The sequence below is a fragment of the Streptomyces finlayi genome (assembly GCF_014216315.1).
GTDB lineage: Bacteria > Actinomycetota > Actinomycetes > Streptomycetales > Streptomycetaceae > Streptomyces > Streptomyces finlayi_A.
Genome location: NZ_CP045702.1, coordinates 3,966,532 through 3,982,244, shown reverse-complemented (window position 1 = coordinate 3,982,244; position 15,713 = coordinate 3,966,532). Strand labels below are relative to the sequence as shown.

The 15,713-nt window shown below is 71.6% G+C and carries 9 protein-coding genes; 7 read left to right on the top strand and 2 right to left on the bottom strand.

All coding sequences use genetic code 11. The features are described from left to right. Positions 1–76 precede the first annotated feature (76 nt). Complete coding sequence (locus F0344_RS18400; protein ID WP_185299826.1) at positions 77–1,516, top strand: flotillin family protein; 1,440 nt, start codon at positions 77–79, stop codon at positions 1,514–1,516. Between the two features lie 222 nt (positions 1,517–1,738). Then, positions 1,739–2,194, top strand: coding sequence for a tellurite resistance TerB family protein (locus tag F0344_RS18395; RefSeq protein WP_185299825.1), 456 nt, complete (start codon positions 1,739–1,741; stop codon positions 2,192–2,194). Between the two features lie 192 nt (positions 2,195–2,386). Here the strand turns inward: F0344_RS18395 and F0344_RS18390 are convergent, their stop codons facing one another. Then, positions 2,387–3,457, bottom strand: a complete 1,071-nt coding sequence (locus F0344_RS18390) for a PucR family transcriptional regulator (RefSeq protein ID WP_185299824.1) — start codon at positions 3,455–3,457, stop codon at positions 2,387–2,389. Positions 3,458–3,741: 284 nt separating this feature from the next. On the opposite strand from F0344_RS18390, the gene F0344_RS18385 reads away from it, so the two are divergent. From F0344_RS18385 to F0344_RS18370, 4 genes are all read left to right on the top strand, one after another. Next, the gene (locus tag F0344_RS18385; protein WP_185299823.1) at positions 3,742–4,401 is read left to right on the top strand and encodes a hypothetical protein; all 660 of its coding nucleotides are present in this window, start codon (positions 3,742–3,744) and stop codon (positions 4,399–4,401) included. Between the two features lie 57 nt (positions 4,402–4,458). Then, complete coding sequence (locus tag F0344_RS18380; protein ID WP_185299822.1) at positions 4,459–6,585, top strand: flotillin family protein; 2,127 nt, start codon at positions 4,459–4,461, stop codon at positions 6,583–6,585. 270 nt (positions 6,586–6,855) lie between these two features. Next, positions 6,856–11,778, top strand: a complete 4,923-nt coding sequence (locus tag F0344_RS18375) for a DNA repair ATPase (RefSeq protein WP_185299821.1) — start codon at positions 6,856–6,858, stop codon at positions 11,776–11,778. A gap of 17 nt (positions 11,779–11,795) precedes the next feature. Further along, positions 11,796–13,766, top strand: a complete 1,971-nt coding sequence (locus tag F0344_RS18370; protein WP_185299820.1) for an NAD-binding protein — start codon at positions 11,796–11,798, stop codon at positions 13,764–13,766. A 15-nt stretch (positions 13,767–13,781) separates the two neighbouring features. Here F0344_RS18370 and trpS read toward each other — a convergent pair whose 3' ends face one another. Then, positions 13,782–14,858 (bottom strand): tryptophan--tRNA ligase, encoded by a 1,077-nt coding sequence (trpS, locus tag F0344_RS18365; RefSeq protein WP_258049993.1) that lies wholly within the window; start codon positions 14,856–14,858, stop codon positions 13,782–13,784. 368 nt (positions 14,859–15,226) lie between these two features. On the opposite strand from trpS, the gene F0344_RS18360 reads away from it, so the two are divergent. Then, positions 15,227–15,520, top strand: a complete 294-nt coding sequence (locus F0344_RS18360; RefSeq protein WP_185299819.1) for a DUF3303 family protein — start codon at positions 15,227–15,229, stop codon at positions 15,518–15,520. Positions 15,521–15,713: the final 193 nt, after the last annotated feature.

The following is a 15,713-nucleotide window of genomic DNA, read 5'->3' as shown; positions in this document are numbered from 1 at the left end:
ACCGTCCACCACTGACTGTTCGACCGAAAAAACGATCTGCCGTCCCCCTCGTCGGGAGGCAGGGGGGACCCTTCTCATGAGCCCAGTCCTGATTGCCGTCATCGGCATCGTCGTACTCGTCGTACTCCTCGGCCTCGTAGTGATCACCCGCTACAAGGTGGCCGGGCCCAGCGAGGCGTTCATCATCACCGGTCGGCGCGGCAAGAGGTCGACCGATCCGGTCACCGGCGCCACCAGCATCGACAACAGCGGCCAGAAGGTCGTCGTCGGTGGCGGCGTCTTCGTCGTGCCGTTCGTCCAGCAGAAGTTCACCCTGGACCTCTCCAGCCGCCACATCCCGATCGCCGTGCGCGGTGCGGTCACCCTGCGCGGCGTGAAGTCGAACCTGGAAGGCGTCGCGATCGTCAAGGTCGGCGGCAGCGAGGACGCGATCCGGGCCGCCGCCCAGCGTTTCCTCCAGCAGCAGGACGGCATCGTCGGCTTCACCCAGGAAGTGCTGTCCGGCGCACTGCGCGCCATCGTGGGCCGGATGTCGGTCGAGGACATCATCCGCGACCGTGCCGCCTTCGCGAGCCAGGTCGCCGAGGAGGCCGAGGCCAGCCTCTCCGGGCAGGGGCTGATCCTGGACGCCTTCCAGATCCAGGACATCACCACCGAGGGCTCGTACCTCGAAGACCTCGGCCGGCCCGAGGCGGCGCGTGCCAAGCAGGAGGCCGACATCGCGGAGGCCATCGCGCGCCGTGCGTCGGAGCAGGCCCGCCTGAAGGCGGCCGAGGAAATCGCCATCGCCGAGCGGACGTACTACCTGAAGCAGGCGGAGATCAAGGCCGAGACGGAAGCGGCGGCCGCCAAGGCCAACGCGGCCGGCCCGCTTGCCGAGGCCGCACGCCAGCAGGAAGTGCTCCAGGAGCAGGAGAAGGTGGCCGAGCGCCAGGCGGCCCTGACCGACCGCGAGTTGGACACCAAGGTCCGTAAGCCCGCGGACGCGGCCCGCTACCAGGCCGAGCAGGAGGCGGAGGCCCGCCGCGTCGCCCAGGTGAAGGAAGCCGAAGCGGACGCGGAGCGCTCCCGTCTGACCGGTCAGGGCGAGAAGCTGCACCGCTCGGCCCTGGCCGACGCGGTACGCATCGAGGGCGAGGCGGACGCCGCGGCGATCGCGGCCAGGGGCGCGGCGGAGGCGGAGGCCATGCACAAGAAGGCCGACGCGTTCGCCCGGTACGGGGACGCGGCGGTACTCCAGATGCTGGTCGAGGTCCTGCCGACGGTCGTCGCGAAGGCTTCCGAGCCGCTGAGCGCGATCGACAAGCTGACGGTCATCTCCACGGACGGCGCCAGCCAGCTGGCCCGCACGGTCACGGACAACGTGGCGCAGGGAATCGAACTCCTCAACTCCACGACGGGTGTCGACCTCGGCGCCCTCCTGGAGAACCTGAAGAACCGCACGGCCCCGGCCCCGGAGGTCCCGGCCCAGGCCGCGGACCCCAGGACCGACGGAAAGATCGACATCACCGACTGACAGCGCACGCACCACCACCCGTGCCCGGCCGAGGGGTTCCCCGGCCGGGCACGGGTGTGTCCCGGCCCTGGAGGGCACGGGGCGGGCGGCGGGAACGCGGCAGGGTGAGCAACGGGACGTGAACCCGTCCGGGGCCGCGTGGCGTTCGCCCGTTTGTCTCTACAGGTCTGTAGAGTTCGATGGGAACCGCGCAGTTCGTCCAACGCAACCTATGGAGACGGCATGGCCCTGTGGGATCGGATCAAGGAATCCGCGTCGACGATGCAAACGCAGCTGGAGGCGAAGAAGAACGACCTCAAGAGCGGGGCGTTCCGCGACGCGAGCATGGCCATGTGCGCACTGGTCGCCGCCGCCGACGGTTCCATCGACCCGCCCGAGCGGCAGCGCGTCGCCGCGCTGATCACGTCGAACGACGTGCTCAAGAACTTCCCGGCGGACGACCTCCAGCGGCGCTTCAACACGTACGTCGACCAGCTCACCGCGGACTTCGCGTTCGGCAAGGTCAGCGTGCTCCAGGAGATCGCCAAGGCGAAGAAGAAGCCCGCCGAGGCGCGTGCGGTCATCCAGATCGGCATCATCATCGGCGGTGCCGACGGCGACTTCGACGCCTCGGAGCGGGCCGTCGTCCGCGAGGCGTGCTTCGCGCTCGACCTGCCGCCGCACGAGTTCGACCTGTAGACGGCCCCACTCAGGCCCGGACAAGGACTCCGGCACCGCAGACCGCCGGATGACCGCGGACCGCCGGATGACCGCGGACCGCCGGATGACCGCGGACCGCCGGATGACCGCGGACCGACCGGCCATCGGCCCCACGCCCGGCACAGGCCGGGGGCGCACACACCCCCTCGGGCGCCCCCGGCCACCTTCCTCTCAGAGCTCATTGGCCGGCCAGTCCAGGAGACGGGCGCCGATCACCGCGGTCTGGAGCGTGTACCGGTGCACCGGGTCGGAGGGGTCCGAGCCGGTCAGCTGGCGGATGCGCTCCAGCCGGTACGTCAGGGCCCTTACGCTCAGCGCCAGTCGGCGGGCCGTCTCGGCCGCGACGCAGCCCGCGTCGAAGTACACCGAGAGCGTCTTCAGCAGTGGTTCCGCGCCACCCCTCGCCTTCTGCAGCGGGCCGAGCTCACTGCGCACCAGGTCGGCCATCGCCTCCCGGTCGCGGGTCAGCACCGGGTAGACCAGCAGCTCGGACGCGTACAGCACCGGCTCTTCGAGCCCCATCCGCCGTGCCAGGTCGAGGGCGTCGAGCGCTTCGTCGTACGAGTGGACGACACCACCGGGCCCCTGGTGCGGGCGGCCCACCGCGACCTGACCACCGTCCGTGGCCGCGTGGGCCTGCTTGGCGAAGTAGCGCAGGACGTCCGGCTGGCTGCCGGGAGCGATACAGACCAGCCGCCCGTCCTTCGTGGTCAGCAGGATCTTCCGGCTGCCGAAGCGGGCCAGCAGCGCGGATTCCACATGCCGCGGCACCGCGTCCGTCTCGGTGTACGCCTCCGGGCCCGCCGCCACGGCCACCGCATGGGCGCGCGAGAGCCGCAGCCCGAAACGGGTGGCCCGCTCGGCGAGGCGGCCCAGGTCGCTGCGCCCGTACAACAGGTCGTCGATGAACTCCCGCCGCGCCGCCTCCTCACGCCGCACGGTGAGTCGCTGGGCGCGCTCGAAGCCCTCGGCGAAGGCGTCGACCGCCTGCTCCACGGCCGCCAGGACGGAATCGGCCGTGGCCGGCGCCGCGGTCGCGGCCTGCGGCCAGGCGGTGCGGGTCTGCGCCAGATGCATGGCCACCAGGGCGCGCAGCTGATGGCCGGCCTCGGCGGCCTCGCGGCCGAGGGCGCGGCGGACCTCCAACTCCTCGCGGGTCAACCGGCGCCCCGTCGCGGCGACTTCGCCCAATATGCGGGCGTAGTCCCCGAGGAACCCTCCGGGAATCTCCGGATCCGGCACGTGTACCCCTCCCCCGTCCTGCTACGTCTCCGACGCTTCCTCAACGCCTCCGGACGGCTGCCGGTGCCCGGCATCAGCGATGCGTAAAGATTGCCGGATTCCGGCAGTGCGGTGAAACGGTACCGGCTGTCACTCTTCGGTCAGCACCACACGGGGGAACGCACGGGGGAACACACGGGGGGCACGGGGGACGGCCCGGCTGCCGCAAGCCGTTCGCGGTGACGCGGCAGCCGGCTGCCTCCCTCCCGTACCGGACACGGAGCACAGGACGCAGGGGGTGGACGATGACCGAATTCCTGACTGCCGCAGTCGCGTTCCCTGCCGTTCTCTTCGGTGCCGCCCTGGTCGTCGTCGTGTGCTACTGGCTGCTGGTACTGGCCGGAGCCGCAGGTCACGACGCCTTCGACACCGACATCGATGCCGAGTCGGCCGGGATCGCCGGGGTGCCGGTCACCGTTTCGGTGTCCCTGCTGGTCCTCGTCGCCTGGTTCACCAGCCTCACCGGCTCCGTACTGCTGCACCGCAGCGCCGCCACCGGCGGTACGAGGGCCGTGCTCTCCGTCGCCGTACCGGCCGGAGCGCTGCTGCTCTCCTGGGGCACGGTACGGACGCTGGTACGCCTGTTCCGCCGACGCTTCCCAGCACAGTCACCGCCCTCCCGGCAGGACTTCCTCGGGCAGGTCTGCACGATCCGCACCGGAACCGTCACTGCCGACTTCGGGCAGGCCGAGGTCGCGGCTGCTGACGGTTCGACCGCCGTCGTGCAGGTCCGGCGTCTGCGCCCGCACCCACCACTTCCGGCGCACGACGCCGGACAGCCACTCGTCGCGGGCGGCGCGGGGCTCCTCTACGCGTACGACGACGACGGCGAGTTCTTCTGGGTCTCGCCCTACGACACCGCGCTCGATCCGGGGCCACGAGAGCTGCCGCGTACCACCGGCTGACCGCTCACCGGACGCCCTCCTCCCTCTTCTTCTCCTCACCAGCCGCCAAGGACTGTCATGGATTCCATCTCCTTGGGCATCGGCGTGCTCGTCGCCGTTGTCCTGCTCATCACCCTTGCCCTCCTCTTCGTCGTGACCCGTCTGTTCCGCAAGGTGGAGCAGGGCCAGGCGCTGATCATTTCCAAGACCAAGAAGGTGGACGTCACCTTCACCGGGGCCGTCGTCCTTCCGGTGCTGCACAAGGCCGAGGTCATGGACATCTCGGTGAAGACCATCGAGATCCGCCGCACCGGGCGCGAAGGGCTGATCTGTCAGGACAACATCCGCGCCGACATCCACATCAACTTCTTCGTCCGGGTGAACAAGACGTCCGAGGACGTCGTGAAGGTCGCCCAGGCGATCGGTACGCAGCGGGCGAGCGACAAGGTGGCGATCCAGGAGTTCTTCGCCGCGAAGTTCTCCGAGGCGCTCAAGACGGTCGGCAAGCAGCTCGACTTCGTCGACCTCTACACCAAGCGCGAGGAGTTCCGGGACCGGATCATCCGGGTCATCGGCACCGACCTGAACGGGTACCACCTCGACGACGCGGCGATCGACTTCCTCGAGCAGACACCGATGGTGCAGCTCGACAGCGCCAACATCCTGGACGCCCAGGGCATCCGGAAGATCACCGAGCTGACGGCGATCGAGCACGTGCGCACCAACGAGTTCCAGCGCACCGAGCAGAAGGAGATCACCCGGCAGGACGTCGACGCCCGGGAGACGATCCTGGAGCTGGAGCGCCGGCAGGCCGAGGCGGAGATCAAGCAGCGTCGCGAGGTGGAGTCGCTGCGGGCACGTGAGGAGGCCGCGACGGCGCGGGTCCAGGAGGAGGAACGGCTCGGCTCGCAGGGGGCGTTCATCAGGACCGAGGAGCAGCTGGGCATCCAGCGCGAGAACCAGGCCCGGGAGATCGCCGTCGCGCAGAAGAACCGTGAGCGGGTCATCGCGGTCGAGAACGAGCGCATCGAGAAGGACCGGATGCTGGAGGTCATCGGTCGCGAGCGCGAGACCGAGCTGAACCGGATCGCCGCGATGAAGGAGGTCGAGTCCGAGCGCCGCGAGGTCGCCGACGTCATCCGGGAGCGGATCGCGGTGGACCGAACGGTCGCGGAGCAGGAGGAGTCGATCCTGACCCTGCGGGCGGTCGAGGAGTCGGAGCGCCATCGCAGGGCGGTCATCATCGCGGCCGAGGCGGAGGCGCAGGAGAAGCTGGTCAAGGACATCAAGGCGGCGGAGGCCGCGGAGGTGTCGGCGACGCATCTGGCCGCTGAGCAGCTGACGTTGGCGGAGGCCCGGCTGAAGACGGCCGACATGGACTCGAAGGCGAAGCTGCGGCTCGCGGAGGGCATTCAGGCGGAGTCGGCAGCGGCCGGGCTGGCGGAGGTCCAGGTCCGCGACGCGAACGCCGACGTCATCGAGAAGGCCGGGCGCGCGGAGGCGGAGGCGACGGGTGCGCGGCTGCGTGCCGAGGCGGAGGGCGCTCGCTTCAAGGCACTCGCGGTCGCGGAGGGTACGCAGGCGCAGGCGACGGCGGACGCGGCGATGATCGGCGAGAAGCTGAAGGCCGAGGCGGCGGGGCTGACGGAGAAGGCGGCCGCGATGGCGGCGCTGGACGACGCGTCGCGGGGGCACGAGGAGTACCGGCTGCGGCTGGAGGCGGAGAAGGAGATCCGGCTCGCGGGGCTGGAGGTCCAGCGGCAGGTGGCGGAGGCGCAGGCCACGGTGCTGGCTACGGGGCTGGAGAACGCGGACATCGACATCGTCGGCGGCGACTCGGTCTTCTTCGACCGGCTGGTGTCGTCGATCTCGCTCGGCAAGAGCATCGACGGGTTCGTGGAGAACTCCCAGACCGCGCAGGCGCTGGCCGGGGGATGGCTGAAGGGGGACTCGTCGTTCACGGACGACCTCACTCGGGTCCTGGGGTCGGTGTCCACGGGCGACGTGCAGAACCTCACGGTGTCGGCGTTGCTGATGCGGATGATGGGGGCGTCTTCGGGGGCCCCGGCCGGTCAGGTCCAGCAGTTGCTGGACGCGGCGCGGAAGTTGGGGCTGGCGGATGTGCGGGTGGGGGGTACGGAGGGTGTGCCGGGTGCGGTGCCGGGTGCGGTGCCGGTGTCGCGTAGCGGGGTGGCGGTCGCGTAGGGCGGCGGGCGGGCCGGGGGCCGCTTTGTCCTCAATCGCCGGACGGGCTTGATATGGCCCGGCAGGGCTGGGGACCGGGAGGGAACCTGCGGGCGGGCCGGTCCGAGAGGTGAGGCCCGTCCTGGTGGACGTCTTGTCCTCAATCGCCGGACGGGCTTCATATGGCCCGGCGGGATGGGCTGGATGCGGGCCGCCGGACGAGCTCCGGTCGGCCGGCCGGGAACGGCGGCGGGGAATTGGTTGCGGACAGGGATTAGGGAGCCGTACGTCATGGACAGCGACAGCAGCCTCGGGGGCGTGACCGGTGTGGAGGACGGGGCCTATGAGGTGCTTCGGCGGCGGCTCGCACGGCAGGCCGGGGAACTGGTCCGGCGGGCCGAGGCGCTGAATGCCCGGCGTACCGAGGAGTTCGGGTCCGCTGGACTGGAGTTGCTGTCCACCGAGCAGATCCGGACCGGGCGGCAGGCCGTCGTCCGGGACCTGGTGGCCGTGGGCGGGCAGTTGCTGTTCGGGTTCGAGCGGGGGCCGGGGGCCGGCGGTGACGTCTCGGTGGAGGACGTCCTCCTGCTCCGTACCGCCGAACTGGAGGAGGCGAAGGGAGACGGGGGGCCGCTCTCCGACGAGGCCTTCGTGCGGGAGTTCGCCGGGCTGCACCGCTACTTCCGTGACGCGCGGCTGCTCCGGCTGCGCCGGGTCAACGGTCGGCTGCTCGCCGTCTTCCGGACCGGGGAGACCGCCGATGACCTGCGCGTCCTGCGGTGGGAGCTGCGGCCCGACGGCTCCCCCGGACCGTTCATGGACGCGCGCGGCGACCGCGATCACGTCTTCCCCGACGCGCACGACTTCACCTGGACCCCCACGGGCCGCGAGTCGCACGTCCCCGGACGCCATCCGCACATCGCGGTCGGCGGGTCCGGTGCGCTGTTCGTCGACACGCTCGGCGGCTCGCTCACGGTCAAGACGGTCAACGACACCGAGTCGCCCGGAGGCATCTACGAGGAACCGGTCGACGAGCCCCTCCAGTCGCTCGCGGACGCCGACGTCGAGTACGCGGAGTCCGGGCCGCTCGTCCTGCTGCGGGTGCGCCCCTACAAGGAGGAGACCTGGCGGTACCTGGTCTTCAACACCCTGCTGTCGGCCGTCGAGCGGCTCGACGGGATCGGGCCGTCCTGCCACCGCCTCCCCGAGGACCAGGGGATCATCTTCCCAGGCGGCTACTACCTCACCACCGGCATCGCCAAGACGTTCGACATCGCGGAGGAGCTGACCGACCCGGTCTTCGAAGGGGCCGTCCGCTCACCCAACGGCGAAGACGTCCTGTACGTCTTCCGCTCCCGGGACGAGAGCCGCACGCTCCTCCTCCCGTACAACCTGATCCGCCAGGAAGTCGCCACTCCGCTCACCGGGCGGGGCCACGCCCTGCTCGACGACGGCACGCTCGTGCTGCTCCGCGAGAACGCCGACGGCGCGAGCCGGGTGCACCCCCTGCAGCGCTGGCGGACCCCGTACGTCTCCGACACGTACGCCGCCGCACGGCCGGCCGGCACCGGCCCCCTCGCCCGGACAGGCAACGCCGACCTGGTGCGCGGGATCTCGGACTGCCTCGCCCTGGCCCACGGCGTCCGGACGATGACACCGACGGCCGCCGTGTACCGACAGCTCGTCGCCGACTGCGTACGGGCAGGGGACCGGTACCACTGGCTGGCCGACGCCGAACTGGGTTCGCTGCACGCGCCGTTGGGGGAGCTGCGGGAGACGGCCCAGCAGGTTCTCGCCGAGTTCGAGACCGTCACCGAGCTGACCGGCCGGGCCGCCGCGGCCCTCACCGAGACGGCTGACCGGCTCACCGCCCTGGTCCGCCGTCTCCGCGGCGAGGCCCCGGACACCGCCGCCGCGTGGGTGGACCGGCTCACCGAACTGCGCGAGGCGCAGGGCCACCTGGCGACCCTCGCCGAGATGCGGTACGCCGACACCGAGCGGATCGCCGCGCTCTGCGCCGACGCCGAGAGCGACCTCGCGTCGGCCACCCAGCGGGCCGTGGCCTTCCTCGGCCGTGCGGACGCGTTCACCGGGTACCACGAGGACATCGCGCGGCTCACGGCGCAAGCGGCGGAGCTCGCCACCGTCGCGGACGCCTCAGCGGCGGCCGGCCGGCTGGCGGCGATGACGGACGGCCTGAGCACCGTCACGGACCTGGTCACCGGTCTCGACATCGGTGACGCGACCGTCCGTACGTCAATCCTGGAGCGCATCGGGGAGGTGCTGGGCGGTGCGAACCGGGCCCGAGCCACGCTCGACGCCCGTCGCAGGGAGTTGCTCTCGCACGAGGGGCGGGCCGAGTTCGCGGCCGAGTTCGCCCTGCTCGGGCAGGCTGTCACGGCGGCACTGGCCGCCGCGGACTCCCCCGAATCCTGCGACGAGCAGCTGGCCCGGCTGCTGCTCAGGCTGGAGAACCTGGAATCCCGGTTCGCGGACTCCGACGACTTCCTCGGCGCGCTGGGCGAGCGGCGGACCGAGGTCTACGAGGCGCTCTCGGCCCGTAAGCAGGCCCTCCAGGACGCCCGCGCCCGGCGCGCCGAGCGGCTCGCCGACTCCGCGAGCCGGGTCCTGGAGACGGTCTCCCGGCGGCTGACCGGACTGGCGGACCTGGACGCCGTCCACACCTACTTCGCCTCCGACCCGATGGTCGCCAAGGTGCGCCGCACAGCGGACGAGCTGCGTGAACTGGGCGATCCCGTACGCGCCGAGGAGCTGGACGGCCGGCTGAAGGCGGCCCGGCAGGAGGCCGGGCGGGCACTGCGCGACCGCACGGAACTGTACGCCGACGGCGGCTCCGTGATCCGGCTCGGACGGCACCGGTTCGCGGTCACCACCCAGCCCTTCGATCTGACGCTCGTCCCGTCCGGCGACGGCCTCGCCCTCACCCTCACCGGGACGGACTACCGCGCGCCGGTCACCGACCCGGCGTTCGCGGCGACCCGTCCCTACTGGGACATGCTCCTGCCCTCGGAGTCGCCGTCCGTCTACCGCGCCGAACACCTCGCCGCGCGGCTCCTGGACACGCACGGAGCGGACACCCTGGCCGCTCTCGGGGCCGCTGAACTCGCCGCGCTGGTAAGGGAGTCGGCGGCAGCCGCGTACGAGGAGGGTTATCAGCGCGGGGTCCACGACGAGGACGCCACCGCTCTTCTGACGGCGCTGCTGCGGCTGCACGCGGGGGCGGGGCTGCTGCGCTTCCCGCCGCAGGTGCGGGCCGCGGCGCAACTGTTCTGGACGTACGGGGCCGACGAGGCCCGGCGTACGTCCTGGACCCGCCGTGCCGTGTCGCTGGCCCGGGCCCGCGACACCTTCGGGCTCGCGCCCGCCATCGCCGTACTCCAGGAGGAGTGGGCCGAGGCGGTCGGCGGGGAATCGGCGGATCCCGTCGCCGCGTACCTCTTCGAGGAGCTGACGAGCGGCCCCGCGGGGTTCGTGACGAGCGCGGCGACGCGCGCGTTCCTCGACACGTTCCGTGGTTCCACGGGCACTACGGCGTACGACGACGACCTCGCCGCCCTCGGCGGCGACCTCGCGGCGCGGCGCCAGCTCGTCGAGGGCTGGCTCGGCCCGTACGCCGCCGCGAGCGGGGCGGAGGCCGGGCCGGGGGAGCTGGCGGAGGCCGTGGCCGTGGAGCTGTGCCCGGGGCTGGAGCGGTACGCGTGCGACGCCCCGCTCACCGCTGTCGTCGAGGGTCTGCTCGGCGACCACCCCCGGATCGACGGGGGCCGGACGACTGTCCGGATCGATGAACTGCTCGCCCGTACCCAGGAGTTCCGCGCCCGAACGGTCCCCGGCTTCCGTGCCTACCAGCAGCAGCGCACCCGTCTCGTGGCCGACGCACGCCGGCAGCTGCGGCTGGAGGACCACCGGCCGCGCGTGATGTCGGCGTTCGTACGGAACCGGCTGCTCGACGAGGTGTACCTGCCGCTGATCGGGGACAGCCTGGCCAAGCAGCTTGGAACGGCCGACGCCGACCGGCGCACCGACTCGCAGGGCCTGCTGCTGCTCGTATCACCGCCGGGCTACGGCAAGACGACGCTCATGGAGTACGTCGCCGACCGGCTCGGGATGGTCCTCGTCAAGATCAGCGGGCCGAATCTGGGCCATGACGTGACGTCCCTGGACCCGGCGCAGGCGAAGAACACGACGGCGCGCCACGAGATCGAGAAGATCAACTTCGCCCTGGAGGCGGGCAACAACACCCTTCTCTACCTCGACGACATCCAGCACACCTCGCCGGAACTGCTCCAGAAGTTCATTCCGCTCTGTGATGCCACCCGGCGTGTCGAAGGGGTGAGGAACGGTGAGCCGCGCAGCTATGACCTGCGGGGAAAGCGGTTCGCGGTGTGCATGGCGGGCAATCCGTACACCGAGTCCGGGGAGCGGTTCAGGATTCCGGACATGCTCGCGAACCGGGCCGACGTCTGGAATCTCGGCGAGGTGCTCAGTGGCCGCGAGGACGTCTTCGCGCTGAGCTTCGTGGAGAACGCGCTGACCGCAAACCCGGCGCTCGCCCCCCTGGCCGGCCGGTCCCGGGAAGACCTCGCGCTGCTGGTCCGGATGGCCTCCGGGACCGACCCCTCGGCGCGGGCGGACCGGCTGGAACACCCGTACACCCCGGCCGAGAGGGACCGGATCGTCGCCGTTCTCCGGCACCTCCTGACCGCCCGCGACACCGTCCTCGCGGTGAACGCGGCGTACATCGCCTCGGCGGCGCGGACGGACGCGACGCGCACCGAGCCGCCGTTCCGGCTCCAGGGCTCCTACCGCGACATGAACAAGATCGCGGAGCGCATCGAGCCCGTCATGAACGACGAGGAACTGTCCGCCGTCATCGACGACCACTACGCGGGCGAGGCCCAGACGCTCACCACCGGAGCCGAGTCCAGCCTGCTGAAGCTGGCCGCCCTGCGCGGCACCCTCACCCCCGGGCAGGCCGACCGCTGGGCGGCGGTCACCGCCTCGTACGTACGGACGCAGGCACTCGGCGGACCGGACGGCGACCCCATGTCCCGTGCGGTCGCGGCGCTGGGGCTGCTCTCGGACCGGATCGCGGCCGTCGAGACGGCGATCGTCCGGGCGACGGACCCGCGCCACCTCCTCGCCGGCCCGCCCCGGGCGCGTCACGCCAAGATCACCGACCTGCCGGACTGAACCGGAGGGAGCAAGGCATGCTGGGTTTCGTGCCCCCACTACCTCAGCAGCCCCAACGTGCCGCCGAAGGCGGGCACATGGTCGTCTGCGGCGACGACACCCTGGCCAGGCGCCTGGCCGTGGAGCTCCGTTACGTCTACGGCGAGCGGGTCACCCTGGTCCTCCCGCCGGGCCGGGACCCCGGCCGGGCGGACAGCCAGATGACCCAACGCGGCCGGGCGGCGGCCCTGTTCGGCCGCATGTCGGCGGCCATGAACCGCAACGGCGGCGCGGCAGGCACCGCGGCCGGCGACACGAACGCCGGGGTCGAGGCCGTACGCATCCTGGAGGCGCCCGAGCCCTCCGACGAGGTGTTCGAGGACGCGGGCATCGACCGGGCCGCCGCGCTCGCGCTCGTCTACGACGACGACGAGCGCAACATCCGGGCCGCCCTGACCGCCCGCCGCCTCAACCCACGGGTGCGCCTGGTCATCCGGCTCTACAACCGCAAGCTCGGCCAGCATCTGGAGACGCTGCTCGACCAGGCGGCGGTGCTGGCCATGCCGGGACTCGACCAGGTGGCGCTCGACGCCTCCACCACGGTCCTCTCCGACGCGGACACGGCGGCCCCCGCGCTCGCCGCCACCGCCCTCACCGGCAGCAGCAAGGTCATCCAGGCCGAAGGGCTGCTCCTGCGGGCCGCCGAGCGGCCGCCGCCACGCCACGGCGAGGTGGCCGACCCGGGGCTGTGCACGCTCGCGCTGCTCTCCTCCACCACGCACGACCCGGCGGGCGCCGAGGGTTCCGACAGCAGCGGCGAGGGGCCGCAGCTCCTCCCGGACGCCGCCTCGGTGGCGGCCGCCGCCGGTCGCGGAACCATCGTCCTGGAGAACATCAGCCAGGCGGACCCGGACCGGCCGGCGAAGCGCATGGGCGGGCGGGGCGCGCCGCTGAGCCAGGTGTTCTCGCGAAGGCTGCGCTGGTCGGCGGCAGGCGTCGCGGCGGCCGTTCTCGGCCTGGCCGTGGCCTCGGTGCTGTCCACGGGCTACCACCCCCTGCACGCCGCCTACCTGACGCTGCTCGACCTGTTCGCGATGGGTGACCCCGCGCTCGACGACCCGCCGGGCCGACAGATCATCCAGCTGCTCTCCGGCCTGGCCGGACTGATGCTGCTGCCCCTGCTGGTCGCCGCCGTCCTGGAGACGTTCGGTTCCCTGCGCACCACCTCGTCGCTGCGCCGCCCGCCACGCGGACTGTCCGGACACGTGGTGCTGCTGGGACTCGGCAAGATCGGCACCCGTGTCCTGGTGCGGCTGCGCGAACTGAACATCCCGGTGGTCGTCGTGGAGGAGGACCCGGAGGCGCGCGGTATCCCGCTGGCCCGGAGCCTGCATGTCCCGACGGTCATAGGAGATGTCACCCAGGAAGGCGTCCTGGAAGCGGCGAAGATCCATCGCGCGGGTGCCCTGCTGGCTCTGACCAGCATCGACACCACGAATCTGGAGGCGGCGCTGTACGCCCGCTCGGTCAAACCGGACCTGCGGGTGGTGCTGCGCCTGTACGACGACGGGTTCGCCGACGCCGTCTACCGCACCCTGCGCACCGCCCATCCCCAGGCCCTGACCCGCTCCCGGTCCGTCTCCCATCTGGCCGCCCCGTCGTTCGCGGGCGCCATGATGGGCCGGCAGATCCTCGGCGCCATCCCGGTCGAGCGGAAGGTCATGCTGTTCGCCGCGCTGGGGGTGGCCGGTCACCCCCAGCTGGAGGGCCGCACGGTCGAGCAGGCGTTCCGCGCGGGTGCCTGGCGGGTCCTGGCCCTGGACGCCACCCCGCCCGCAGACCGGCAGCGCGACCTGACGGCCGCCGGGACGGCAGGGCAGACGCAGGGGCTGGTCTGGGACCTGCACCCCGGGTACGTACTGCGCCCCGAGGACCGTGTGGTGATCGCCGCGACCCGCCGTGGTCTGGCGGAACTCCTGCGCGGGCAGCGGACGATGACGCGCCGCTGAAGCCGCCCGGCGCGGTTACCGCAGGCCGCCCATCGCGTCCCGTACCTCGTCCAGGGTCCGTTCGGCGATCTCGTTCGCCCGTTCGTTGCCCGCGCGCAGCACCGACCGTACGTACGCCATGTCCTGCGCGTACTCCGCGCGCCGGGCCCGGATCGGCGCCATGCGCGTATTGACCGCCTCGGTCACCGTCCGCTTGAGGACGGCCGCGCCGCCGTTCCCGATCTCCTCGGCGACCTCGTGCGGGTCGCGGTCGAGACAGAGCGCGGCGAGCAGCACGAGGCTCGACACTCCGGGCCTGCCCTCCGGGTCGTACGTGATGCGGCGCTCGGCATCCGTCCTCGCACCCTTGATCAGCCGCGCCGTCTCGTCCTCGTCGGCGGAGAGCGCGATCGAGTTGGCGCGGCTCTTGCTCATCTTGGTGCCGTCGGTGCCCAGGAGGAGGGGTGCGGCGGAGAGCAGGGCGTCCGGTTCGGGGAAGACGGCCCCGTACCGCTCGTTGAAGCGCCTGGCGATCGTCCGGGTCACTTCGAGGTGCGGCAGCTGGTCCTGGCCGACGGGCACCAGGTTGCCCTTGCAGAAGAGGATGTCGGCGGCCTGGTGGACGGGGTAGGTGTACATGAGCCCGCTGACCGAGGACTGCCGGGAGTGCGCGATCTCGTCCTTCACCGTGGGGTTGCGGCCCAGCTCGGCGACGGAGACCAGGCTCAGGAAGGGCAGCAGGAGCTGGTTGAGGGCGGGCACGGCGCTGTGGTTGAAGACCGTGGTGCGCGCGGGGTCGATGCCGGTCGCCAGATGGTCGAGCAGCAGCCCGTCCACGTACTCGGTGAGCCGTTCGGCGACGTCCCGGTCGGTGAGGACCTGGTAGTCGGCGACGAGCACGAAGACCTCCGCGCCGAGGTCCTGGAGCCGGACCCGGTTGTGGAGGGTGCCGAAGTAGTGGCCGAGGTGGAGGGCGCCGGTGGGGCGGTCGCCGGTCAGGACCCGGAAGCGTTCGGGGGTGTGCCGTAGCTGCTGTTCGAGCTCGGTGCTGCGGGTCTGTGCGGGCGTGGTGGGGATCGCGGTGGCCGGGATTGAGGAAGCGGTGATGGTCACGGTCGGTCTCTCCTCGCGCGGGTAGCTGATGCGTGGAGGACGGCCCGCCGAACCGGGGATCCGCGCCGCCCGGAGGCAGCAAAAAAGGGCCGTCCATGTCGAACGGCCCTGGTTCCGTGCAGATGAGGTGGCCGCTCCTAGGAGGAGCGCCACCAGTTCCGGCACAGTACGGAGGTCATGCGGCCCAGTGTACGGGGAGGGGCCGTGGGCGTACGGCGCGTCCGGAGTACGCACCGGCCCGGCTCGGACGGCGGACGAGATGTTGCCGCCCCGATCACCCGAGGAGAGCCTGAGCGGGACGTCACCAGGTCTCAGCGAGCGCGGACCGCACCGCGCCGGTCGTGGTGGGCGTGAGGAGCGAAATTGCGATGAGAGTCATGATGAGGGCACACCTGGACACCCAGGTCTCGAACGACGCGCTCAAGAGCGGCCAGCTGCTGAAGGTCATGCAGGAGATGATGGAAGCGCTCAAGCCCGAGGCGTCCTACTTCGGCCCCAGCGAGGGCGGCCGGTCCTGCACCTTCGTCTTCGACATGCAGGACAGTTCACGGCTGCCCAGCATCGCGGAGCCGCTCTTCGAGCAGCTCGGCGCGAGGATCGAGATCCAGCCGGTGATGAACGCCGAGGACATGAAGAAGGGTCTTGCCGCGCTGAAGCACTGACCTCGGAGTAACTGCCCGGCTCCGTCCGGGCGGTTGGCCGAAGGACCGCCCCCGCGCCTGGGACACGAGCCTGGTCATCGACCTGGCCGCGACTGCTCGGCGCTCCCGGCACCGCCCCACCCTCCGCAACGGGGTTCTCACCCACCACGCCACGACCTACGCCGGCCGGCACCTCATCGTGCCGGCCGCTCCG

What these genes read in the sequence shown, in the direction of transcription:
- F0344_RS18385 (WP_185299823.1), top strand. Translation starts at nt 3,742, where the DNA reads ATGACCGAATTCCTGACTGCCGCAGTCGCGTTCCCTGCCGTTCTCTTC.
- F0344_RS18380 (WP_185299822.1), top strand. Translation starts at nt 4,459, where the DNA reads ATGGATTCCATCTCCTTGGGCATCGGCGTGCTCGTCGCCGTTGTCCTG.
- F0344_RS18400 (WP_185299826.1), top strand. Translation starts at nt 77, where the DNA reads ATGAGCCCAGTCCTGATTGCCGTCATCGGCATCGTCGTACTCGTCGTA.
- F0344_RS18370 (WP_185299820.1), top strand. Translation starts at nt 11,796, where the DNA reads ATGCTGGGTTTCGTGCCCCCACTACCTCAGCAGCCCCAACGTGCCGCC.
- F0344_RS18395 (WP_185299825.1), top strand. Translation starts at nt 1,739, where the DNA reads ATGGCCCTGTGGGATCGGATCAAGGAATCCGCGTCGACGATGCAAACG.
- F0344_RS18375 (WP_185299821.1), top strand. Translation starts at nt 6,856, where the DNA reads ATGGACAGCGACAGCAGCCTCGGGGGCGTGACCGGTGTGGAGGACGGG.
- F0344_RS18360 (WP_185299819.1), top strand. Translation starts at nt 15,227, where the DNA reads ATGAGAGTCATGATGAGGGCACACCTGGACACCCAGGTCTCGAACGAC.